The sequence below is a fragment of the Pseudomonas sp. NBRC 111130 genome, assembly GCF_001320485.1.
GTDB lineage: Bacteria > Pseudomonadota > Gammaproteobacteria > Pseudomonadales > Pseudomonadaceae > Aquipseudomonas > Aquipseudomonas vlassakiae.
The window spans coordinates 1-21,542 of record NZ_BCBG01000048.1; the positions used below are offsets into that span (position 1 = coordinate 1).

General features: G+C 63.0%; 21 protein-coding genes. 9 read left to right on the forward strand and 12 right to left on the reverse strand.

The genetic code is table 11. The features are described from left to right. Window positions 1–36 precede the first annotated feature (36 nt). The 3 genes from dgcA to APH33_RS19265 all read right to left on the reverse strand — a co-directional run bounded on the left by dgcA (window position 37) and on the right by APH33_RS19265 (window position 3,697). Entirely contained in the window at window positions 37–2,097 is a 2,061-nt protein-coding gene (gene dgcA, locus APH33_RS19255; protein ID WP_054886692.1) for a dimethylglycine demethylation protein DgcA, read from the reverse strand. 15 nt (window positions 2,098–2,112) lie between these two features. Continuing rightward, the gene (locus APH33_RS19260) at window positions 2,113–2,643 is read right to left on the reverse strand and encodes a DUF5943 domain-containing protein (protein ID WP_054886693.1); all 531 of its coding nucleotides are present in this window, start codon (window positions 2,641–2,643) and stop codon (window positions 2,113–2,115) included. 76 nt (window positions 2,644–2,719) lie between these two features. Then, window positions 2,720–3,697 carry a dipeptidase gene (locus APH33_RS19265; protein WP_016392223.1) on the reverse strand — a complete coding sequence of 326 codons (978 nt, stop codon included), beginning with the start codon at window positions 3,695–3,697 and terminating at the stop codon, window positions 2,720–2,722. 284 nt (window positions 3,698–3,981) lie between these two features. Between APH33_RS19265 and APH33_RS19270 the strand changes: the two genes are divergently transcribed. Continuing rightward, the gene (locus APH33_RS19270) at window positions 3,982–4,383 is read left to right on the forward strand and encodes a lysozyme inhibitor LprI family protein (protein ID WP_054886694.1); all 402 of its coding nucleotides are present in this window, start codon (window positions 3,982–3,984) and stop codon (window positions 4,381–4,383) included. A 117-nt stretch (window positions 4,384–4,500) separates the two neighbouring features. Here APH33_RS19270 and APH33_RS19275 read toward each other — a convergent pair whose 3' ends face one another. Continuing rightward, entirely contained in the window at window positions 4,501–5,445 is a 945-nt protein-coding gene (locus APH33_RS19275) for a GlxA family transcriptional regulator (RefSeq protein WP_054886695.1), read from the reverse strand. 146 nt (window positions 5,446–5,591) lie between these two features. Here APH33_RS19275 and choX point away from each other — a divergent pair, with 146 nt between their 5' ends. The 5 genes from choX (at window position 5,592) to APH33_RS19300 (ending at window position 9,683) form a co-directional block, all read left to right on the forward strand. Next, window positions 5,592–6,536 (forward strand): choline ABC transporter substrate-binding protein, encoded by a 945-nt coding sequence (gene choX / locus APH33_RS19280; protein WP_054886696.1) that lies wholly within the window; start codon window positions 5,592–5,594, stop codon window positions 6,534–6,536. A gap of 121 nt (window positions 6,537–6,657) precedes the next feature. Beyond that, window positions 6,658–7,542 (forward strand): 3-keto-5-aminohexanoate cleavage protein, encoded by an 885-nt coding sequence (locus APH33_RS19285; RefSeq protein WP_054886697.1) that lies wholly within the window; start codon window positions 6,658–6,660, stop codon window positions 7,540–7,542. Between the two features lie 166 nt (window positions 7,543–7,708). Then, window positions 7,709–8,674: an L-carnitine dehydrogenase gene (locus APH33_RS19290; RefSeq protein WP_054886698.1), complete on the forward strand. Its 966-nt coding sequence runs from the start codon at window positions 7,709–7,711 to the stop codon at window positions 8,672–8,674. Window positions 8,675–8,684: 10 nt separating this feature from the next. Continuing rightward, entirely contained in the window at window positions 8,685–9,155 is a 471-nt protein-coding gene (locus APH33_RS19295; protein ID WP_054886699.1) for a thioesterase family protein, read from the forward strand. A 270-nt stretch (window positions 9,156–9,425) separates the two neighbouring features. After that, complete coding sequence (locus APH33_RS19300; protein WP_003255717.1) at window positions 9,426–9,683, forward strand: hypothetical protein; 258 nt, start codon at window positions 9,426–9,428, stop codon at window positions 9,681–9,683. A gap of 120 nt (window positions 9,684–9,803) precedes the next feature. Here the strand turns inward: APH33_RS19300 and APH33_RS19305 are convergent, their stop codons facing one another. Both APH33_RS19305 and APH33_RS19310 read right to left on the reverse strand, forming a co-directional pair. Further along, window positions 9,804–10,910, reverse strand: a complete 1,107-nt coding sequence (locus APH33_RS19305) for a GlxA family transcriptional regulator (protein WP_054886700.1) — start codon at window positions 10,908–10,910, stop codon at window positions 9,804–9,806. A gap of 467 nt (window positions 10,911–11,377) precedes the next feature. Continuing rightward, window positions 11,378–12,754 carry an L-serine ammonia-lyase gene (locus APH33_RS19310; RefSeq protein WP_054886701.1) on the reverse strand — a complete coding sequence of 459 codons (1,377 nt, stop codon included), beginning with the start codon at window positions 12,752–12,754 and terminating at the stop codon, window positions 11,378–11,380. Between the two features lie 442 nt (window positions 12,755–13,196). Here APH33_RS19310 and APH33_RS19315 point away from each other — a divergent pair, with 442 nt between their 5' ends. The 3 genes from APH33_RS19315 to choV all read left to right on the forward strand — a co-directional run bounded on the left by APH33_RS19315 (window position 13,197) and on the right by choV (window position 16,249). Next, window positions 13,197–14,144 (forward strand): choline ABC transporter substrate-binding protein, encoded by a 948-nt coding sequence (locus APH33_RS19315; protein WP_054886702.1) that lies wholly within the window; start codon window positions 13,197–13,199, stop codon window positions 14,142–14,144. Between the two features lie 81 nt (window positions 14,145–14,225). Then, window positions 14,226–15,074 carry a choline ABC transporter permease subunit gene (choW, locus tag APH33_RS19320; protein ID WP_176509202.1) on the forward strand — a complete coding sequence of 283 codons (849 nt, stop codon included), beginning with the start codon at window positions 14,226–14,228 and terminating at the stop codon, window positions 15,072–15,074. Continuing rightward, a complete protein-coding gene (choV, locus tag APH33_RS19325; protein WP_054886704.1) occupies window positions 15,071–16,249 on the forward strand; it encodes a choline ABC transporter ATP-binding protein in 1,179 nt (392 codons plus the stop codon). Before choW ends, choV begins: the two co-directional genes overlap by 4 nt. Window positions 16,250–16,369: 120 nt before the next feature. On the opposite strand, the gene hisF is transcribed toward choV, so the two are convergent. From hisF to APH33_RS19355, 6 genes are all read right to left on the reverse strand, one after another. After that, window positions 16,370–17,140, reverse strand: a complete 771-nt coding sequence (gene hisF, locus APH33_RS19330; protein ID WP_011536177.1) for an imidazole glycerol phosphate synthase subunit HisF — start codon at window positions 17,138–17,140, stop codon at window positions 16,370–16,372. A 10-nt stretch (window positions 17,141–17,150) separates the two neighbouring features. Further along, a complete protein-coding gene (gene hisA / locus APH33_RS19335) occupies window positions 17,151–17,888 on the reverse strand; it encodes a 1-(5-phosphoribosyl)-5-[(5-phosphoribosylamino)methylideneamino]imidazole-4-carboxamide isomerase (protein WP_023382794.1) in 738 nt (245 codons plus the stop codon). A gap of 27 nt (window positions 17,889–17,915) precedes the next feature. Continuing rightward, window positions 17,916–18,176, reverse strand: a complete 261-nt coding sequence (locus APH33_RS19340; protein ID WP_027917568.1) for a DUF2164 domain-containing protein — start codon at window positions 18,174–18,176, stop codon at window positions 17,916–17,918. Then, window positions 18,177–18,815, reverse strand: coding sequence for an imidazole glycerol phosphate synthase subunit HisH (gene hisH, locus APH33_RS19345; protein WP_054886705.1), 639 nt, complete (start codon window positions 18,813–18,815; stop codon window positions 18,177–18,179). Beyond that, window positions 18,816–19,409, reverse strand: a complete 594-nt coding sequence (gene hisB / locus APH33_RS19350; RefSeq protein ID WP_027917570.1) for an imidazoleglycerol-phosphate dehydratase HisB — start codon at window positions 19,407–19,409, stop codon at window positions 18,816–18,818. A gap of 239 nt (window positions 19,410–19,648) precedes the next feature. Then, a complete protein-coding gene (locus APH33_RS19355; RefSeq protein WP_054886706.1) occupies window positions 19,649–21,310 on the reverse strand; it encodes an OFA family MFS transporter in 1,662 nt (553 codons plus the stop codon). Window positions 21,311–21,542 lie beyond the last annotated feature (232 nt).

A 21,542-nucleotide genomic window follows, 5' to 3' on the forward strand; every position in this document is an offset into this window, starting at 1 on the left:
GGCTCCCACAGGGGCCGGTGTGTGCCGACAGTGCGATCAGAAGTCCTTGCACAGGCGCAAGGCGTCGTAGATCGCCGCATGCACGTTGCGCTGGGCCACGCAGTCGCCGATGCGGTACAGCAGGTAGCCCTCGCCCGGCTGGCTGAGGATCGGCTGCGGCTTGATGGCGAACAGCGCCTCCACGTCGATCTGGCCCTTGTTGCGCGACCCTTCCTTCAGCGCGTAGTACAGCTGCTCGTCAGGACGCACGCCGTTTTCCACTACCACCTGGTCGACGACACGTTCTTCCTTGGCACCGGTGTATTCGTTCTCCAGCACCGCCACCAGCTTGTCGCCTTCGCGGTAGACCTTTTCCAGCATCATGTCGCCGGTCATGATCACTTCTTTCGGGTACATGCTGCGGTAGTAGGTCGGGAAGGTCGTACCGCCCATGGCCACGCCCGGTTTGATGTCGTCGGTGACGATCTCGACCTGGCTGCCCTTGTCGGCGATGAAGTCGGCCACCGACATGCCGGTGAATTCGCAGATGGTGTCGTACACCAGCACGTTCTTGCCCGGCGCAACCTTGCCGTCGAGCACGTCCCAGCTACTGACCACCAGCCCTTCGGCAGCGCCCCAGTGTTCGTTCTGCTCAAGGAACGAATGGCCGCCAACCGCGAGCACGATGATATCCGGGCGCAGGTCCTGGATGGTCGCCACGTCAGCGGCGGTACCCAGGCGCAGGTCGATCTTCAGGCGGGCGAACTCCAGCTGGTACCAGCGGGTGATGCCAGCGATCTGGTCGCGCTGCGGTGCCTTGGCGGCGATGGTGATCTGCCCGCCGATCTGGTCCTTCTTCTCGAACACGGTGACGTCGTGGCCGCGCTCGGCCGCCACGCGGGCCGCCTCCATGCCGGCAGGGCCGGCGCCGACGATGACCACCTTGCGTTTCGGCCCGGTGGTCTTCTCGATGATGTGCGGCACGCCCATGTATTCACGGGAGGTCGCGGCGTTCTGGATGCACAGCACATCCAGGCCCTGGTACTGGCGGTCGATGCAGTAGTTGGCACCGACGCACTGCTTGATCTGGTCGATCTGGCCCATCTTGATCTTGGCGATCAGATGCGGGTCGGCAATGTGCGCGCGGGTCATGCCGACCATGTCGACGTAGCCGCCTTCGAGGATACGTGTGGCCTGGTTCGGGTCCTTGATGTTCTGCGCGTGCAGCACCGGAACCTTGACCACTTCCTTGATGCCGGCGGCCAGGTGCAGGAACGGCTCTGGCGGGTAGCTCATGTTGGGGATGACGTTGGCCAGGGTGTTGTGGGTATCGCAACCCGAACCGACCACGCCGATGAAGTCGATCATGCCGGTGGCATCGTAGTAGGCGGCGATCTGCTTCATGTCCTCGTGGCTGAGGCCATCGGGGTGGAACTCGTCACCGCAGATACGCATGCCCACGCAGAAGTCGTCGCCGACTTCGGCCCGCACCGCCTTGAGCACTTCCAGGCCGAACTTCATGCGGCCTTCGAAGGTACCGCCCCATTCGTCGGTACGCTTGTTGACCCGCGGGCTCCAGAACTGGTCGATCATGTGCTGGTGCACGGCCGACAGTTCCACGCCATCCAGGCCGCCCTCTTTGGCACGACGCGCAGCCTGCGCATAGTTGCCGATGACCCGCCAGATCTCTTCCACCTCGATGGTTTTGCAGGTGGCGCGGTGCACGGGTTCACGGATGCCCGATGGCGACATCAGGGTAGGCCAGTTGAAGCCGTCCCAGCGCGAGCGACGGCCCATGTGGGTAATCTGGATCATGATCTTGGCGCCATGCTTGTGCATGGCGTCAGCGAGGTTCTGGAAGTGCGGGATGATGCGGTCGGTCGACAGGTTGACCGACGACCACCATTCCTGCGGGCTGTCGATGGCCACCACGGACGAGCCGCCGCAGATCGCCAGGCCGATGCCGCCCTTGGCCTTCTCTTCGTAGTACTTCACGTAGCGGTCGGTGGTCATGCCGCCGTCAGTGGCGTAGACCTCGGCATGCGCGGTGCTGAGCACGCGGTTGCGGATGGTCAGTTTGCCGATCTGGATCGGCTGGAACATTGCTTCGAATGCCATGACGCTTTCTCCGGCTTACAACGGCTTGACGACGAACAGGCCATCTTCGTGGCCTTCTTCCGAACCGCCGTAGACCTGCTCGGCCACGGTGCGGATCGAGCTGCCGCGGGCAGCGAGAATCTGGTCCATGGCGCCGGCGAACCAGCCGGTGAACATGTAGTCGACCTTGCGGCCGCACTTGCCATAGACGTACACGAATGCGGAATGCTTGAGCTTGACGCTGCAGGTGCCCTTGTCCAGGTCGATGTCCTGGATCTCGAACAGGCCCCAGCCACGCTGGCTCAGGCGCTTCATGTAGTGCTCGAACACCGCCACGCCTTCCAGGCCATGGCATTCGGCCTCTTTCTCGCACCAGTGCCAGGCCGACTTGTAGCCGGCCTTGTAGAGGATCTCGGCGTAGGCGTCAGCGCCCAGCACTTCCTCGATGCCCATGTGGTTGTTGACGAAGAAATGGCGCGGCACATACAGCATCGGCAGGGCGTCGCTGGTCCAGACACCGGTCTCGCTGTCGACTTCGATTGGCAATTGCGGGGCGATCTTGGCCATGGAAACTCAACTCCATAAAATTTTTATGTGGGTGCCCCGGCGTTGCTGGCAGGGGCTATCAGGCTTGGAGAGCGGCTTACTCGCCCCAGACGTCCTTGAGGACGTTGACCCAGTTCTCGCCCATGATCTTGCGCACCACGCGCTCGGAATGGCCGCGCTTGAGCAAGGTCTCGGTGAGGTTGGGGAATTCGCCGACAGTGCGAATGCCCAGCGGGTTGATGATCTTGCCGAAGTTGGTCAGGCGACGGGCGTAGCCCTTGTCGTGGGTCAGGTACTCGAAGAAGTCCTGGCCGTGGCCCTGGGTGAAGTCGGTACCGATACCGATGGCGTCTTCACCGACGATGTTCATGGTGTACTCGATGGCCTCGGCGTAGTCGTCGATGGTCGAGTCGATGCCCTTGGCCAGGAACGGCGCGAACATGGTCACGCCAACGAAGCCGCCGTGATCGGCGATGAACTTCAGCTCGGCGTCAGACTTGTTGCGCGGGTGTTCCTTCAGGCCCGAAGGCAGGCAGTGGGAGTAGCAGACCGGCTTCTTCGATTCGAGAATCACTTCCTCGGAGGTCTTGGAACCGACGTGGGACAGGTCGCACATGATGCCGACGCGGTTCATCTCGGCGACGATCTCGCGACCGAAGCCCGACAGGCCGCCGTCACGCTCGTAGCAACCGGTGCCGACCAGGTTCTGGGTGTTGTAGCACATCTGCACGATACCCACGCCCAGCTGCTTGAACACGTCGACGTAGGCGATCTGGTCTTCGAACGCATGGGCGTTCTGGAAGCCGAAGAGGATGCCGGTCTTGCCCAGTTCCTTGGCCTTGCGGATGTCGGCGGTGGTGCGCACCGGCATCACCAGGTCGCTGTTGTCGCGGATCAGCTTCTGGCTGGCGGCGATGTTGTCGACAGTCGCCTTGAAGCCTTCCCAGACCGACACCGTGCAGTTGGCCGCAGTCAGCCCGCCTTTGCGCATGTCCTCGAACAGCTCGCGGTTCCATTTGGCAATGATCAGGCCGTCAATGACGATGCTGTCGGCGTGAAGTTCGGCTGGGCTCATCAGGCTGTCCCCTTTGTTGATATGGGCCGCGCCAAATCTTCTGTCGGCGCTTTGGGGCCAGCATATGCCTGTGCCCTGCGACGCCCCGGTGCAAAAACGACAGGGGGTTTGCCGAAAGCGTCAATGCGCGACATCGCGCCCTCTGGCGCGCCGCCTGGCGATGAGAGACAGTCTCGATAACGACATCTCACGCCACTTCATGAACATTTCGTCAGGGAGCTATCGTCTTGTCTGCGGCTGAGCGAGAATCCAGCCGATTCGTCAGCCTGTTAAGGAGAAAACGGATGAAATCAATGGCATGGCTGGTACTGCTGGCGGTCGTCTCGGGCGCCCACGCCGGCGAGGAAGAAAGCACCCCGTGCGACAACGTCGAAAGCGACCAGCAGACCTTTGCTTGCGCGACATTCAACAAGCAGACCGCCGAGCGCGAACTGAAAGCGGCCTATGACGACCTGATCCAGCGCATTCGCGACCAGTATGCCGACGAAGGCGACAAGGCCACCGCCCTGGTCGGGCGCATGGACGCCGCCGAGAAACTGTGGGCGCAGCTGCGGGATGCCGACTGCAAGGTCGAGACCTATGCCGAGAAACCCGGCAGCAAGGCGTTCCAGGCGGCCTGGGATACCTGTGTGGCGCAGCGCAGCGATGACCGCTCGGAGTACCTGCAGTCCATCGGCCAGCAATAATCCTGCTCCGGCCTCTTCGCGGGTAAACCCGCTCCCACCCTGACTGCGCAAGTCTCAAGGACAATGGTGCCCCTGTGGGAGCGGGTTTACCCGCGAAAGGGCCGGCACTGGAGAGCATCAGACTACCCGGGCCAACCGGTCCTCCCGCGGACACTGCTCGAACCGCCCCCGGTAGCAGCGGGTAAAGTAGGAAGCCGACTCGAACCCGCACGCCACCGCCACTTCCAGCACGCTCATGTCGGTCTGGCGCAACAGCTGCCGTGCCTTGTCCAGCCGCAAGCGCAGATAGAAGCCGCTGGGTGTGTCGTCCAGGTGCAAGCGGAACAGCCGCTCCAGCTGCCGCCGGGTCACCTGCACCGCATCGGCCAGCACCTGGGTATTGAGCGGCTGCTCGATATTGCGCTCCATCTCGCCGATCACCTTGACCAGCTTCTTGTTGTTGATGCCGTAGCGGCTGGCGATCTGCATGCGCTGGTGGTCCTGGCGCGGGCGGATGCGCCCGAGCACGAACTGTTCGGACACCTGCACCGCCAGCTCGCTGCCATGGGCCTGGGCGATCAGGTCCAGCATCAGGTCGATCGATGCGGTGCCTCCGGCACAGGTGATACGACGCCGGTCGATCTCGAACAGCTCCTGGGTCACCTGCAAACGTGGATAGCGTTCCTTGAACGCGTCCAGCGCCTCCCAGTGCAAGGTTGCGCGGTAGCCATCGAGCAAGCCGGCCTCGGCCAGCACCACCGGGCCGGTGTCGATTCCGCCAAGGATCACCCCATCATGATCGAGCCGACGCAGCGCCTGCTGCAGCTTCGGACCATAACAAGCCAGCGGCTCGAAGCCGGCGACGATCAGCAGCACGCCGCCCGCCTCACCCTCCCCCAACGCGCCATCGGCATTCACCGACATGCCGTTGCTCGCCTGCACCGCCCCGCCATCCAGGCTCAGCACGCGCCAGCGGTACGACGGCCCCTTGAAGCGGTTGGCCACGCGCAGGGGTTCCAGTGCGCTGATGAAGCCCATCGCCGAGAACCCCGGCAACAACAGGAAATGAATCAGTTGCGGCATTGCATGCTCCACGGCTGAAGGTGGTCGCCTCCGTGCAAATCTTGGTCGCCAGGGTGCGATTTTCGCCCCTGGCAGCAGCGTAGCGTGTTCACACGGCCCAGAGAGGCCGGCCCCTATAAAAAATGTCCTGCCGATGGAGAGCCACCATGCATCGCTTGATCCGCCGCAGCCTGTTGTCCCTTGCCCTGAGCAGCATCGCCGCCACCCCGCTTTATGCCGCCGAGCCCGCGGCCTGCAAGAACGTGCGCCTTGGCGTGGTCAACTGGACCGACGTCATCGCCACCAGCGCCATGGCCCAGGTGCTGCTCGACGGCCTGGGTTACCAGACCAAGCAGACCAGCGCCTCGCAGCAGATCATCTTTGCCGGTATCCGCGACAAGCGCCTGGACATGTTCCTGGGTTACTGGAACCCGATCATGACCCAGACCATCACCCCGTTCGTCGACGCCAACCAGGTCAAGGTCCTTGAAAAACCCAGCCTGGAAGACGCCCGGGCCACCCTCGCCGTGCCGAAATACCTGTATGACAAGGGCCTGAAAACCTTCGCCGACATTCACAAGTTCGAGAAAGAGCTGGGCGGCAAGATCTACGGTATAGAACCCGGCTCCGGTGCCAACACCCAGATCAAGGCCATGATCAGCAAGAACCAGTTCGAGCTGGGCAAGTTCCAGCTGGTCGAGTCCAGCGAAGCCGGCATGCTCGCCGCCGTCGACCGCGCCGTGCGGCGCAAGGAAGCGGTAGTGTTCTTCGGCTGGGCGCCACACCCGATGAACGTGAATATCGACATGGCCTACCTCGGCGACAGCCAGGACGCCCTGGGCCCGGACGAAGGCCGTGCCACGGTGTGGACGGTGACCGCGCCGGACTACGCCGAACGCTGCCCCAACGCCCACCGCCTGCTGGCCAACCTGAACTTCAGCGCAGAGGACGAGAGCCGCATGATGCAGCCGCTGCTCGACCACAAGGACGCGCTGGAATCGGCCCGTCAGTGGCTCAAGGATCACCCCGGGGACAAGGCCCGCTGGCTTGAGGGGGTGACCACCTTCGATGGCAAGCCGGCTGCGGACAACCTCAAGCTCACCGCCAACTGACAGGGCCCTTTCGCGGGCTCGCCCGCTCCCACAGGTACAGCGCAAAGTTCAGGGTCACATTGATCCTGTGGGAGCGGGCGTGCCCGCGAATAGGCCAGCACAGACACCACAAGGAACCGCCATGAACCACGACGTCATCATCACCTGTGCCCTCACCGGCGCTGGCGACACGGTCGCCAAGAGCCACCTGGTCCCCGTCACCCCCAAACAGATCGCCGAATCCGCCGTGGAAGCCGCCAAGGCCGGCGCCACCGTGGTCCACTGCCACGTCCGTGACCCGCAAACCGGCCGTTTCAGCCGCGACGTGGCGCTGTACCGCGAAGTCATGGAGCGCATCCGCGAGGCCGACGTCGACATCATCGTCAACCTCACCGCCGGCATGGGCGGTGACCTGGAAATCGGCCCGGGCGAATCGCCCATGGAGTTCGGCCCCGGCACCGACCTGATCGGCCCGCTGGAGCGCCTGGCCCACGTCGAAGCGCTGCTGCCGGAAATCTGCACCCTCGACTGCGGCACCCTCAATTTCGGCGACGGCAACGCCATCTACGTCTCCACCCCCGCGCAGCTGCGCGCCGGGGCCAAGCGCATCACCGAACTGGGGGTGAAGGCCGAGCTGGAAATCTTCGACACCGGCCACCTGTGGTTCGCCAAACAGATGATGAAAGAAGGCTTGCTCGAGGACCCGCTGTTCCAGCTGTGCCTGGGCATCCCGTGGGGCGCACCGGCCGACACCACCACCATGAAGGCCATGGTCGACAACCTGCCGGCCAATGTTACCTGGGCAGGCTTCGGCATCGGCCGCATGCAGATGCCGATGGCGGCCCAGGCCGTGCTTCTGGGTGGCAACGTGCGGGTGGGCCTGGAAGACAACCTGTACCTGGACCGTGGCGTACTGGCCAGCAACGGCCAGCTGGTGGAACGCGCCGCTGAAATCATCACCCGCATGGGTGGCCGCGTGCTCAGCCCGGCAGAAGGCCGGGAAAAAATGAACCTCAAGCGCCGCTGATTCCTTCAACGATTGCAATCACGCCGCAAAACCCTGTGGGAGCGGGCTTGCCCGCGAAACAGACAACACGGTGGATGGCACCGGCTGCGCCGGTGTTCGCGGGCAAGCCCGCTCCCACAAGGTTCGGCGCTCATCCCAATAGTTCTGTCCATCCTGAGGACCCGATATGACCTTCATCACCGAGATCAAGACCTTCGCTGCCCTGGGTAGCGGCGTGATCGGCAGCGGCTGGGTCGCCCGCGCCCTGGCCCATGGCCTGGACGTGGTCGCCTGGGACCCGGCCCCCGGCGCCGAGCAAGCCCTGCGCAAGCGCATCGCCAACGCCTGGCCGGCACTGGAGAAACAAGGCCTGGCAGAGGGGGCATCGCAGGACCGGCTGAAATTCGTGGCCACCATCGAGGAATGCGTACGCGACGCCGATTTCATCCAGGAAAGCGCACCCGAGCGTCTGGACCTCAAGCTCGATCTGCATGCGAAGATCAGCGCTGCCGCCAAGCCCAATGCAATCATCGGCTCCAGCACGTCGGGGCTGCTGCCCAGCGAGTTCTACGAGTCGTCCACGCACCCTGAGCGTTGCGTGGTCGGCCACCCGTTCAACCCGGTGTACCTCCTGCCGCTGGTGGAGATCGTCGGCGGTAGTCGCACGGCACCTGAAGCCATCGAAGCCGCCAAGACCATCTACACCGCCCTCGGCATGCGCCCGCTGCATGTACGCAAGGAAGTCCCCGGTTTCATCGCCGACCGCCTGCTCGAAGCGCTGTGGCGCGAGGCCCTGCACCTGGTCAACGATGGCGTGGCCAGCACTGGCGAAATCGACGATGCGATCCGCTTCGGCGCCGGCCTGCGCTGGTCGTTCATGGGTACCTTCCTCACCTACACCCTGGCAGGCGGTGATGCCGGCATGCGCCACTTCATGGCCCAGTTCGGCCCGGCGCTGAAGCTGCCCTGGACCTACCTGCCAGCACCGGAGCTGACCGACAAGCTGATCGACGATGTGGTCGAAGGCACCTCGGAACAACTGGGCGAGCGCAGCATCGCCGCGCTGGAGCGCTATCGTGATGACACGCTGCTGGCCGTACTGGAAGCGGTGAAGACCAGCAAAGCCAGCCACGGCATGGCCTTTGGCGATTGAGGAGCAGACAATGCCCGCACTGATCACCTACCGCACCCCAGTCCAGGAGGACTGGGTCGACTACAACGGGCACCTGCGCGATGCCTTTTACCTGCTGATCTTCAGCTACGCCACCGATAGGCTGATGGAGCGCATCGGCCTGGACGCTGACAGCCGCGGGCAGAGTGGGAACTCACTGTTCACCCTGGAAGCGCACATCAACTACCTGCACGAGGTGAAGCTAGGGACCGAGGTATGGGTGCAAACGCAGATCATCGGCTTCGATCACAAGCGCCTGCACGTCTACCACAGCCTGCACCGGGCCGGGTTCGACGAGGTGCTGGCTGCGAGCGAGCAGATGCTGTTGCATGTGGACCTGGCTGGGCCGAAGTCGGCGCCTTTCAGTGAGCAAAGTGCGGCCTTGCTGCAAAGCCTGGTGGATAGCCAACGCGACCTGCCTGCTGCGCAATTCGTCGGCCGCGTCCTGCAACTACCCCGCTGAGCGCTCAAAAAAATAACCCCGGAAAGCCGTGAGCATCCGGGGCCAAGAGCGAGCAACATCCACTGTGCATGAGTGAGGGTGACCAAACCCTCGGGAGCCGTGAATGCATGCAGTCTGCTGGCTTCCCGGCCCCTGCAATTAGCCGGGAGCGACCTGTTCTTAGCCAAACCAGCCATTGCGACATTCTGCCCTTGCGGGCCTGTCGCAGCAGACACAGAATCGGTCGTAAATCACAGCAGCACTCTCTTCGCGATAAAAGGGACAACAGCCATGATGCATGCGGATTTGATAGACCAGGACGACCTGGCAGGCCACCTGCGCGCGCGCGGGTTCGACATTCCCGCCGGAGCCAGTGCCGAACAGGCCTGCGAAGCGGTGGTGCGCGGGCTGACCGAGCCGAATGCGCGGGCGCTGAAAGGGATGGTCGAGCAGATGTATACCGGTAGCGCAACCATTCTGCCGGCGGTGCGCCAGGCCATCGACAAGCAGCTGTTGCCCGCGCTGGCCCAGTTCAACAAACGCGCCTGACTGGCTTTTCCTGCCCCGGCCTCTTCGCGGGCCAGCCCGCTCCCACAGGGACGGCACCGTTTTTGAACTCGGTGCAACACCTGTGGGAGCGGGCTGGCCCGCGAAGGGGCCGGTGCCGTTTCAGAGCCTTACGCTGGCAAAGGTCGACTCGTTGCGCGCCTGGCTCAAGGCCGCCATCGGCCCGCTGTGCGGCGACAGGGTCATGGCCTGCGGAATCGGCATCATTGCCACCTGCTGCGCGGTGTTGGAGCCCACGCGCTCGTCACGCGGCGGAATGCCGAAGTACTCGCGGTAGCACTTGGAGAAGTGCGGGGTAGAGACGAAGCCGCACACCGAGGCAACTTCGATGATCGACATCGGTGTCTGCTTGAGCAACTGCCGGGCGCGGATCAGGCGCAGCTTGAGGTAGTAGCGCGACGGCGAGCAATGCAGGTACTTCTGGAACAGCCGTTCGAGCTGACGGCGCGACACCGACACGTACACGGCCAGTTCATCCAGGTCGATCGGCTCTTCGAGGTTGGCCTCCATCAGCGCAACGATCTCCTGCAACTTCGGCTGGTTGGTGCCGAGCATGTGCTTGAGCGGCACGCGCTGGTGGTCCTGCTCGTTGCGGATGCGCTCGTAGACGAACATCTCGGAGATCGCCGCCGACAGCTCACGGCCGTGATCGCGGCTGATCAGGTGCAGCATCATGTCCAGCGGCGCGGTGCCGCCGGAGCTGGTGAAGCGGTTGCGGTCGAGGGTGAACAGGCGGGTGCTCATGTTGACCCGCGGGAAGGCCTCCTGCATGGCCGCCAGGCATTCCCAATGCACGCTGCAATCGAAACCATCGAGCAGGCCGGCACAGGCCAGCGCCCAGCTGCCGGTGCACACCGCACCGAGGCGGCGCGACTGGCGAGCCTGGGCCTGCAGCCACGTGACATGCTCACGGGTGACCGTGCGCTGGATGCCAACACCGCCGCAGACGATCACGGTGTCGATCGGCGGTGCGCTGTGCATGGCGGCATCGGGAGTGATCTGCAGGCCATCACTGGCCCATACCTGGCCGCCATCGACGGTCAGGGTGTGCCAGCGGTACAGCTCGCGACCAGAAAGCTGGTTGGCCATGCGCAGCGGCTCCACGGCCGATGCCAGGGATATCAGGGTGAAATTGTCCAGAAGGAGAAACCCGATGGACTGGGGGGCTGTGCGGTTCTGGGTTGGGTTCCCGGAGGTGTACGACGTCATCGCGATTTCTCCTCACACAAATGCAGGGTGTGCCTCAGGCGGGCACTGATTTTCTTGTTATGGCCCCAGGTTCATGTGCAGGGGCTTGCTGCCAATCTAAACGCAAGGGTCGTGCCTGAAATTGAACGACCATCCGAAAAAACCTGAAAACGACGCCTTCATTCGGCAATTCAGGGACTTCGATCGAGTTGGCAATTCTTCGCAAAGCGCCGTGCTAGCGCCTTGCATGTAACAACTGAGCAATTTGGTGACACGCGCAGCCTTGGTTGCCCAGAAACGACACTCTTGAGTGTCACCGACAATGCCCGCACTGATAGCGACAGCCGACGATCGGTACGCACTGCAATGGGGCGCGGTGCACCACAAACATTCAAGGGCCCCTTCGCGGGCACGCCCGCTCCCACAGGATTGCGCCCCTGTGGGAGCGGGCGTGCCCGCGAAGAGGCCCCTGAGGCCTGCCTAAAATCTCAGCATTCAATGGCGCTGACCGCCAGGCCACCGCGCGAGGTCTCTTTATATTTGTCGTGCATGTCGGCCCCGGTGTCGCGCATGGTGCGGATCACCTGGTCGAGGGAGATGAAGTGCTCGCCATCGCCGCGCAACGCCATCTGCACGGCATTGATCGCCTTCACTGCGGCTATCGCGTTGCGCTCGATGCACGGCACCTGCACCAGGCCGCCGACCGGGTCGCAGGTCAGGCCGAGGTTGTGTTCCAGAGCGATTTCGGCAGCGTTCTCTACCTGCGCCGGGGTCGCCCCCAGCACTTCGGCGAGGCCGGCAGCAGCCATGGCACAGGCCGAACCGACCTCGCCCTGGCAGCCAACTTCTGCACCGGAAATCGACGCGTTCTTCTTGCACAGGATGCCCACGGCGGCGGCGCCGAGGAAGAAGTCGACCACGCTCGACTCGTCTACCGCATCACTGAAGCGCATGTAGTAGTGCAGCACCGCCGGGATGATGCCCGCCGCGCCGTTGGTAGGCGCAGTGACCATGCGCCCGCCAGCGGCGTTTTCTTCGTTGACGGCCAAGGCGAACAAGTTGACCCACTCCATGGCGCTCATGGTCGAGCCGATCACGTTGGGCTTGCCGATTTCCTGCAGGCTGCGGTGCAGCTTGGCGGCGCGGCGGCGCACGTTGAGCCCGCCGGGCAGCGTGCCTTCGTACTTCAGGCCGTTGTTGACGCATTCCTGCATGGCTTCCCAGAGCTTGTGCAGGCCGGCGCGGATTTCTTCCTCGCTGCGCCAGACCTTCTCATTGGCCATCATCAATTGCGACACGCTGAGGTCGTTTTGCTTGCACAGGCGCAGCAGTTCGGCGGCGCTGTTGAAATCGTACGGCAGCACCGTCTGGTCGGCATCCAGCACGCCGCTGGCGGCCTGGGCGGCGTCGACCACGAAGCCGCCACCGACCGAGTAATAGGTGTCGCGATGCAGCTCGCCCTGGGCACCTTCGGCGATCAGGGTCATGGCGTTGGGGTGGTACGGCAGGTTCTCGTCCAGCAGCAGCATGTCGCGGGCCCAGACGAACTCGATGGGCAGGCGGTTATCCAGTTTCAGGGTGTTGGTTTCGCGCAGGTCGGCGATCCGCGGGACGATCTGGGTCGGGTCGATGGCGTCCGGCCACTCGCCCATCAGGCCCATGATGGTGGCGTTGTCGGTGCCATGGCCGATGCCAGTGGCCGACAGCGAACCGTACAGCCGCACTTCGATCCTGCGCACCTGTTCCAGCTCGCCGCGTTCACGCAGGCCCTGGACGAACAGGGCACCGGCACGCATGGGGCCGACGGTGTGGGAGCTTGAGGGCCCGACACCAATCTTGAACAGGTCGAACACGCTGATGGCCATTGTCGAATCACCTCTTGCTGGGCTTGTCTCTGCGCGCCATGCGCAGGGCGGGGCAACTGCTAGGCTGAAGCTGCGAGCCGCCACGAATGCACGCATCATCGGGCTTTTGCCTACCCCCTCGCCGTCTGCAACCGACGTAATTTTGTCCAGCAGCGCCGTAGCCTTTTCGGCCACCTTGTCGCCGCTTTCAAGCGACCGGGTGACGCAAAAATGCGGCTACAGGGGTGGAAAAACTCATAAACGACATCGCCCGTACTGGATGCGACCCGTTCCGTACTGGTTACGACGCCACCAGTAGGCGATTGCCCGGCGCTGGAGGATTATCGAAAGCGACTCGTAAAGCACGGCCACGCATCCTGCCCTCTGCAGGCCTGGTCGACCGGACCCTGAGAAAGCCCGGCGACCCACGCGAACCCGAAGACAAAATCACAGGAGTCCATCCATGAAAGGTTCACCCTCGCTGTTGCTGGTTGCGATGCTGTCCGCGCCTCTGCTGGCCCAGGCCGCCGAGCCCGAGCAGTGCCAGACGGTACGCTTCTCCGATGTCGGCTGGACCGACATCACCGTCACCACTGCGACCACCAGCGTTGTGCTCGAAGCACTGGGTTACAAGACCCACACCACCATGATCTCGGTACCGGTGACCTACAAGTCGCTGGCCACCGGCAAGGACCTGGACGTGTTTCTCGGCAACTGGATGCCGACCATGGAGAACGACATCAAGCAGTACCGCGATGCCGGCACTGTAGAAACCGTGCGCGCCAACCTGGAAAACGCCAAGTACACCCTGGCCGTGCCCCAGGCACTGTATGACAAGGGGCTGAAGGACTTCAGCGACATTCCCAAGTTCAAGAAGGAGCTGGACGGCAAGATCTACGGCATCGAGCCGGGCAACGATGGCAACCGCACCATCCAGAGCATGATCGACAAGAACGCCTTCGGCCTGAAGGACGCCGGTTTCAAGATCGTGCAGTCGAGCGAGGCCGGCATGCTGTCGCAGGTCGATCGCGCACAGAAGCGTGGCGAAGCGGTGGTGTTCCTGGGCTGGGAACCACACCCGATGAACACCCGCTTCAAGATGCAGTACCTCACCGGCGGTGACGAGTTCTTCGGCCCCGAATTCGGCAAGGCCACCGTGCTGACCAACACCCGCAAGGGCTATGTGCAGGAATGCAGCAACGTCGGCCAACTGCTGAAGAACCTGTCGTTCGAACTCAAGGATGAAAGCACCATGATGGGCTACGTCCTGGACGACAAGATGAAGCCCGAGGCGGCCGCCAGAAAGTGGCTCAAGGACAACCCCGGCAAGCTGGACAACTGGCTGGCGGGCGTCACCACCGTGGATGGCAAACCCGGCCTTGAGGCGGCCAAGGCGAAACTTACTCAATAACGCAATACGTCGTAGCGCTACCTCGGGGCGGGACCGTGCCCGCCCCGGACTGTTTTCAATCTTCGCAGGTGGAAGCTCGCTATCATGCTTATCGATCAGAAAATACCTTTGGGTCAGTACATCGCGGCGTTCGTCGAATGGCTGACCCAGAATGGCGCGAACTATTTCGATGCCATTGCCCGAGGCCTGGAGTTCATGATCCATGGCGTCACCAGTACCCTGACTTTCTTCAACCCGTTCGTGCTCATCGCCCTGTTCGCCGCCCTGGCGCATTTCATCCAGCGCAAGTGGGCGCTCACCGCATTCGTCGCCCTTTCCTTCCTGCTGATCCTCAACCTGGGGTACTGGCAGGAAACCATGGAAACCCTGGCCCAGGTGACCTTCGCCACCGTGGTCTGCGTGGCCATTGGCGTGCCGCTGGGCATCGTCGCCGCGCACAAGCCGATGTTCTACACCGCAATGCGCCCGGTGCTCGACCTGATGCAGACCGTGCCAACCTTCGTCTACCTGATCCCGACCCTGACCCTGTTCGGCCTGGGCGTGGTGCCGGGGCTGATCTCGACAGTGGTGTTCGCCATCGCCGCACCGATCCGCCTGACCTACCTGGGCATCTGCGACGTGCCTCAGGAGCTGATGGACGCTGGCAAGGCTTTTGGCTGTTCGCGCCGCCAGCTACTCACCCGTATCGAACTGCCGCACGCGATGCCGAGCATCGCCGCTGGCGTCACCCAGTGCATCATGCTGTCACTGTCGATGGTGGTGATCGCCGCCCTGGTGGGTGCCGATGGCCTGGGCAAACCTGTGGTCAACGCACTGAACACCGCCGATATCTCCCTGGGCTTCGAGGCAGGCCTGGCGATCGTGCTGCTGGCGATCATGCTCGACCGTATCTGCAAGCAACCGGAACTGCCGGTAAGGGGTGAGGCATGAGCATCATTCGATTCGAAGACGTAGACGTCATCTTCTCCAACAAGCCGCGCGAAGCGCTGGCGCTGCTGGACAAAGGCCAGACCCGCGAGCAGATCCTCAAGCAGACCGGGCTGGTGGTCGGTGTGGAAAAGGCCAACCTCGATATCAACAAAGGCGAGATCTGCGTGCTGATGGGCCTGTCCGGCTCAGGCAAGTCGAGCCTGCTGCGGTGCATCAACGGCCTCAACACCGTGAGCCGCGGCAAGCTGTTCGTCGAACATGAAGGCAAGCACATCGATATTGCCCACTGCACCCCGGCAGAGCTGAAGATGATGCGCACCAAGCGCATCGCCATGGTGTTCCAGAAATTCGCCCTGATGCCATGGCTGACGGTGCGCGAGAACATCAGCTTCGGCCTGGAAATGCAGGGCCGCCCGGAAAAGGAACGGCGCAAGCTGGTCGACGAGAAACTCGAACTGGTCGGCCTGACCCAGTGGCGCAACAAGAAGCCAGACGAACTCTCCGGCGGCATGCAGCAGCGTGTGGGCCTGGCCCGGGCGCTGGCGATGGATGCCGACATCCTGTTGATGGACGAACCGTTCTCGGCCCTCGACCCGCTGATCCGCCAAGGCCTGCAAGACGAATTGCTGGGCCTGCAGGCCAAGCTGAGCAAGACCATCGTGTTCGTCAGCCACGACCTCGACGAGGCGCTGAAGCTGGGCAGCCGCATCGCCATCATGAAGGACGGGCGAATCATCCAGTACAGCAAGCCGGAAGAGATCGTGCTGAACCCGGCCGACGAATACGTGCGTACCTTCGTCGCCCACACCAACCCGCTGAATGTACTGTGCGGCCGCAGCCTGATGCGCAGCCTGGACAACTGCAAGCGGGTCAACGGCTCGGTGTGCCTGGACCCGGGTGGCGATTCGTGGCTGGACCTGGGCGAAGGGAACTCGATCAAGCGTGCACGCCAGGGGCAGAACGGGCTGGACATGCAGAACTGGGTGCCGGGGCAGGCTGTGGAAGGGCTGGGCCGCAAGCCGACCTTGGTGCATGCCGATATCGGGATGCGTGAGGCGCTGCAGATTCGTTACCAGACCGGGAACAAGCTGGTGCTGCAGGAGAATGACAAGGTGGTGGGGATTCTTGGGGATACCGAGCTCTATCACGCCTTGCTTGGCAAGAATCACGGTTGAAGCAATTGGGGCCGCGTTGCGGCCCTTTCGCGACACAAGGCCGCTCCTACACGGGAACGCGTATCCCTGTAGGAGCGGCCTTGTGTCGCGAAAGGAGGGCAAAGCCCTCCCAGCATACTGTCAGCGAACGACAATCCCGCGCGAAGCCATGTAGGCCTTGGCCTCTGGCACCGTGTACTCGCCAAAGTGGAAGATGCTGGCCGCCAGCACCGCGCTGGCGTGCCCTTCCAGAATCCCGTCTGCCAGGTGCTGCAGGTTACCCACACCACCCGAAGCAATCACCGGAATCCCCAGCGCATCGCTTATGGCGCGGGTTACACCCAGGTCGAAACCATTCTTCATGCCGTCCTGGTCCATGCTGGTCAGCAGGATCTCGCCGGCCCCCAGACCTTCCATTTTCTTTGCCCATTCAACCGCGTCCAGCCCGGTTGGCTTGCGCCCGCCGTGGGTAAAGATCTCCCAGCGTGGCGCTTCACCTGGCCCGGACACCTTCTTGGCGTCGATGGCGACGACGATGCACTGCGAACCAAAACGGTCCGCTGCCTCGCCGACGAACTCCGGGTTGAACACCGCGGCGGTGTTGATCGAAACCTTGTCGGCGCCGGCATTGAGCAGGTTGCGGATGTCCTGCACGGTACGCACGCCACCGCCTACGGTCAGCGGGATGAACACCTGGCTGGCCATGCGCTCGACGGTATGCAGGGTGGTGTCGCGGCCATCAACGCTGGCCGTGATGTCGAGGAAGGTGATTTCATCGGCACCCTGCTCGTTGTAGCGGCGGGCGATTTCCACCGGGTCGCCGGCATCACGGATGTTCTCGAACTTGACGCCCTTGACCACCCGGCCGTTGTCCACGTCCAGGCAAGGGATGATGCGCTTGGCCAGTGCCATGGTTCAGTCCTCAGCCTTGGTAGTTGTCGCAAAAAGCCTGGGCCTCGGCGACATCGAGGGTGCCTTCGTAGATGGCACGGCCGGTGATGGCGCCGATGATGCCCGGGGCCTTGGCGTCCAGCAGGGCCTTGATGTCACCCAGGTTGTGGATACCGCCCGAGGCGATCACCGGGATCGAAGTGGCTTCGGCCAGTGCCTTGGTGAACGGCACGTTGCAGCCCTGCATCATGCCGTCCTTGGCGATGTCGGTGTAGACGATCGCCGAGACGCCATCGGCCTCGAAACGCTTGGCCAGGTCGATGACCTGTACCGAGCTGACTTCCGCCCAGCCGTCGGTGGCAACGAAGCCGTCCTTTGCATCCAGGCCAACGATGACCTTGCCCGGGAAGGCCTTGCACGCTTCGGCGACGAACTCAGGCTGCTTGACCGCCTTGGTGCCGATGATGACGTAGCTGACGCCGGCCTTGACGTAGTGCTCGATGGTTTCCAGCGAGCGGATGCCGCCGCCGATCTGGATCGGCAGGTTCGGGTAGCGTTTGGCAATGGCGGTGACCACTTCACCGTTGACCGGCTGGCCTTCGAAGGCACCGTTGAGGTCGACCAGGTGCAGGCGGCGGCAGCCACCTTCGACCCACTTGGCAGCCATGCTCACCGGGTCGTCGGAAAATACCGTGGAATCTTCCATGCGGCCCTGGCGCAGGCGCACGCAGGCACCGTCCTTCAGATCGATAGCGGGGATAATCAGCATCTTGGGAACCTGTCTTTTCTTAGGGTTTCAGGGCTTTTCGAGTGCCCACAGATCGCTTTCGATACTCTCGAACCGCTCCTTGAGGTGCAGCTGAACATCGGCAATCGCCCTGTTGTAGTAATGGGGTGCAATTTCTTTGCTGAACAGCTCGAGGACCTCGGCCACCTCGAACGACCCGAGCTGCAGCTCGAAGCGGTCTTCGAGAAAGCGCTTGAGCGTGTCGAGCGCCTCGCGTTCCTCTTCGGGGGCCAGGGTGATGATCGGGGCCTTGGTCTTCGAACGGCTCATTTACCAGCGCCCGTCCCAGGCGACGAAGTTCTGCAGCAGCTGCAGGCCATGGGTATGGCTTTTTTCCGGGTGGAACTGCACGGCAAAGCGCGAGCCGTCTGCCAGCGCGGCGGCGAAGTCGACGCCATAGTGGCCGCGGCCGACCACCTGGCCCGGCTTGCCGGCATTGATGTAGTAGCTGTGCACGAAGTAGAAACGCGCACGGTCGGGAATGTCGTGCCACAGCGGGTGGTCGATCGACTGGCTGACTTCGTTCCAACCCATGTGCGGCACCTTCAGGTGCTCGCCGTCTTCTTTGAGATCCTTGCCAAAGAAGCGCACCTGGCCAGGGAACAGGCCGATGCAGTCGACACCGTCGTTCTCTTCGCTATGCTCGAGCAGCGCCTGCATGCCGACGCAGATGCCGAGGAACGGGCGGTCCTGGCTGACTTCGCGGACCAGGCTGTCGAAGCCCAGGCGGCGGATTTCGGCCATGCAGTCACGGATCGCGCCCACGCCCGGGAACACCACGCGGTCAGCCTCGCGGATCACCGCAGCGTCGCTGGTGACCAGCACCTTGCCGGCGCCGACGTGTTCAAGCGCCTTGGCCACCGAGTGCAGGTTGCCCATGCCATAGTCGATTACGGCTACCGTCTGCATTTACAGGCACCCTTTGGTGGACGGCATCTGCCCAGCCATGCGCTCGTCGAGGGTCACGGCCATGCGCAGGGCGCGGCCGAAAGCCTTGAATACGGTTTCGATCTGGTGGTGGGTGTTGTGGCCCCGCAGGTTGTCGATGTGCAGGGTCACCAGGGCGTGGTTGACGAAGCCCTGGAAGAACTCCTGGAACAGGTCGACATCGAAGCCGCCAACGGTGGCACGGGTGTAAGGCACATGCATCTGCAGGCCTGGGCGGCCGGAGAAGTCGATGACCACGCGCGACAGCGCTTCGTCCAGCGGCACGTAGGCATGGCCGTAGCGGAAGATGCCTTTCTTGTCGCCAATGGCCTGGGCGAATGCCATGCCCAGGGTGATACCGACGTCTTCGACGGTATGGTGATCGTCGATATGCAGGTCACCCTTGCACTCGATATCCAGATCGATCAGCCCATGGCGGGCGATCTGGTCCAGCATGTGTTCAAGGAAAGGCACACCGATATCGAATCGGGCCTTGCCACTGCCATCGAGGTTGATCGAGCACTTGACCTGGGTTTCCAGGGTATTGCGCTCGACGGAAGCCTTACGTTCGACCATCACCAGCTCCGCAAAATCATTGGGCGAAAAGGGCTCCATTATAGGCCCAGAACGCGCCCGCTTGAAACGCGGATGACATATGGCATGGCAAGCAATTGCGGGGCCGGACGGCCCTACAGGTCTATACAACCGGGTAACTGGGGCTGCTTTGCAGCCCATCGCGACACAAGGCCACTCCTACAGGGGACAGCAAACCCTTGTGTCGCGAAAGGGGCGCAAAGCGCCCCCAGCCAGTTACATCAATGGAACAGTACAGCGGTCTTCTGCAGGGTAATCCACACACCCCAGGCCAAAGGCACGACCACCACAGCCCAGGCCAGCAGCACCAGCGGCAAGCTACCCGGCGAGGCATGCCACTCCAGCGAACGCGCACCATCAGCACCTTTGTCGTGGCTCAGCGCACGCTCGGCGGCCAGTTCGGCATCGGTCATGAAGTATTTGTCGGCCACCGGGCGGATCAGCATGTTGCAGATAAAGCCCAGCACCAGCAGGCCGGCGAGGATGTACAGGGTCATGTCGTAGGCCGCTGCACGCTCTACGCCCGCCGCCAACTGGTATTCGCGCAGGTAGGTGATCAGCACCGGGCCCAACACGCCTGCTGCCGCCCAGGCAGTCAGCAGGCGACCATGAATGGCCCCCACCATCTGCGTGCCGAACAGGTCGGCCAGGTAGGCCGGCACGGTGGAGAAGCCACCGCCGTACATCGACAGAATGATGCAGAACGCCGCCACGAACAGCGCCACGTTGCCCAGGTGGCCCATGTTCGGCACCAGGCTGTAGAGGCCGACGCCCAGGGCGAAGAAGGCGAAGTAGGTGTTCTTGCGGCCGATGTAGTCGGAGAACGATGCCCAGAAGAAGCGACCACCGATGTTGAACAGGCTCAGCAGACCGGTGAAGCCGGCGGCAATGGCGGCGATCTGCGCCAGCTGCGCGGCATTCAGCTCGCTGAAGCTCAGCTCGTTGCCCAGCAATTTGCCGGCAAACACTTCCTGCAGCAGCGGCGAAGCCATGCCGAGGATGCCGATACCGGCCGAAACGTTCAGGCACAGCACCAGCCACACCAGGGCGAACTGCGGGGTTTTCCAGGCGACGCTGACGTGCACGTGGCGGTCGGTGACCATGCCATTGCCGGCCTTCTTCGCCGGTGCGCTCCAGCCTTCAGGCTTCCAGCCGGTTGGCGGAACGCGGTACGCCAGGGCGCCAGCCGTCATGAACACGAAGTAGATTGCAGCCATGGCGACGAAGCTCTGCCATACGCCCACCTCATGCGCATTGCCAAAATGGCCCATCAGCGCGGTAGCCAGCGGTGCACCCACCATGGCGCCACCACCGAAGCCCATGATCGCCATGCCGGTGGCCATGCCGCGTTTATCCGGGAACCACTTGATCAGGGTCGAGACCGGTGAAATGTAGCCCAACCCCAAGCCAATCCCACCGATCACACCGGACCCCAACCACATCAGCCACAGCTGGTGGGTCTTTACGCCGATCGCCGAGATCAGCATGCCGCCACACCAGCACAGGGCCGATACCAGGCCAGCCTTGCGCGGACCGGCATGTTCCAGCCAGCCGCCCAGCACCGCTGCCGAACAGCCGAGGAAGACGAAGAACAGAGTGTAGATCCAGCTCAGCATCGAGATCGGCCAGTCGCATTCAGCGCTGAACATGCGGGCGATGAAGCCCATGTCCGCCGAACAGGCAACAGGCGCGGTGATGCCGATGGCTTGCGACAGCGGCAGCCAGAACACCGAGAAGCCGTAGGCCATGCCGATGCACAGATGGATAGCCAAGGCAGCTGGCGGGACCAGCCAGCGGTTGAAGCCCGGGCGGGCGATGATGCGCTCCTTCGACAGGAAGCTCGGCGCGCTGGCCAGCCCCTCTGCCGTGATGGTACTGCTCATGGATTCGATCCTTTTGTAGGTAGACAGTGCTGGCGGATGCTGCCCAAGCTCTTGTTCTCGCACGCAGGGCGAACTGGCCTTTCCGGGGGTAACGGCCCGCGACAATGGGTCGCGGCCGTTCCGCGAAGCGGCACAAGGGTACCAGTTCGCAGATGACATGAAAGCAATCTGATATCGTTATTTTTCTCGCGGCTGAATCGGTATTTCGGCGCTATCTGCACCGGCCTCTTCG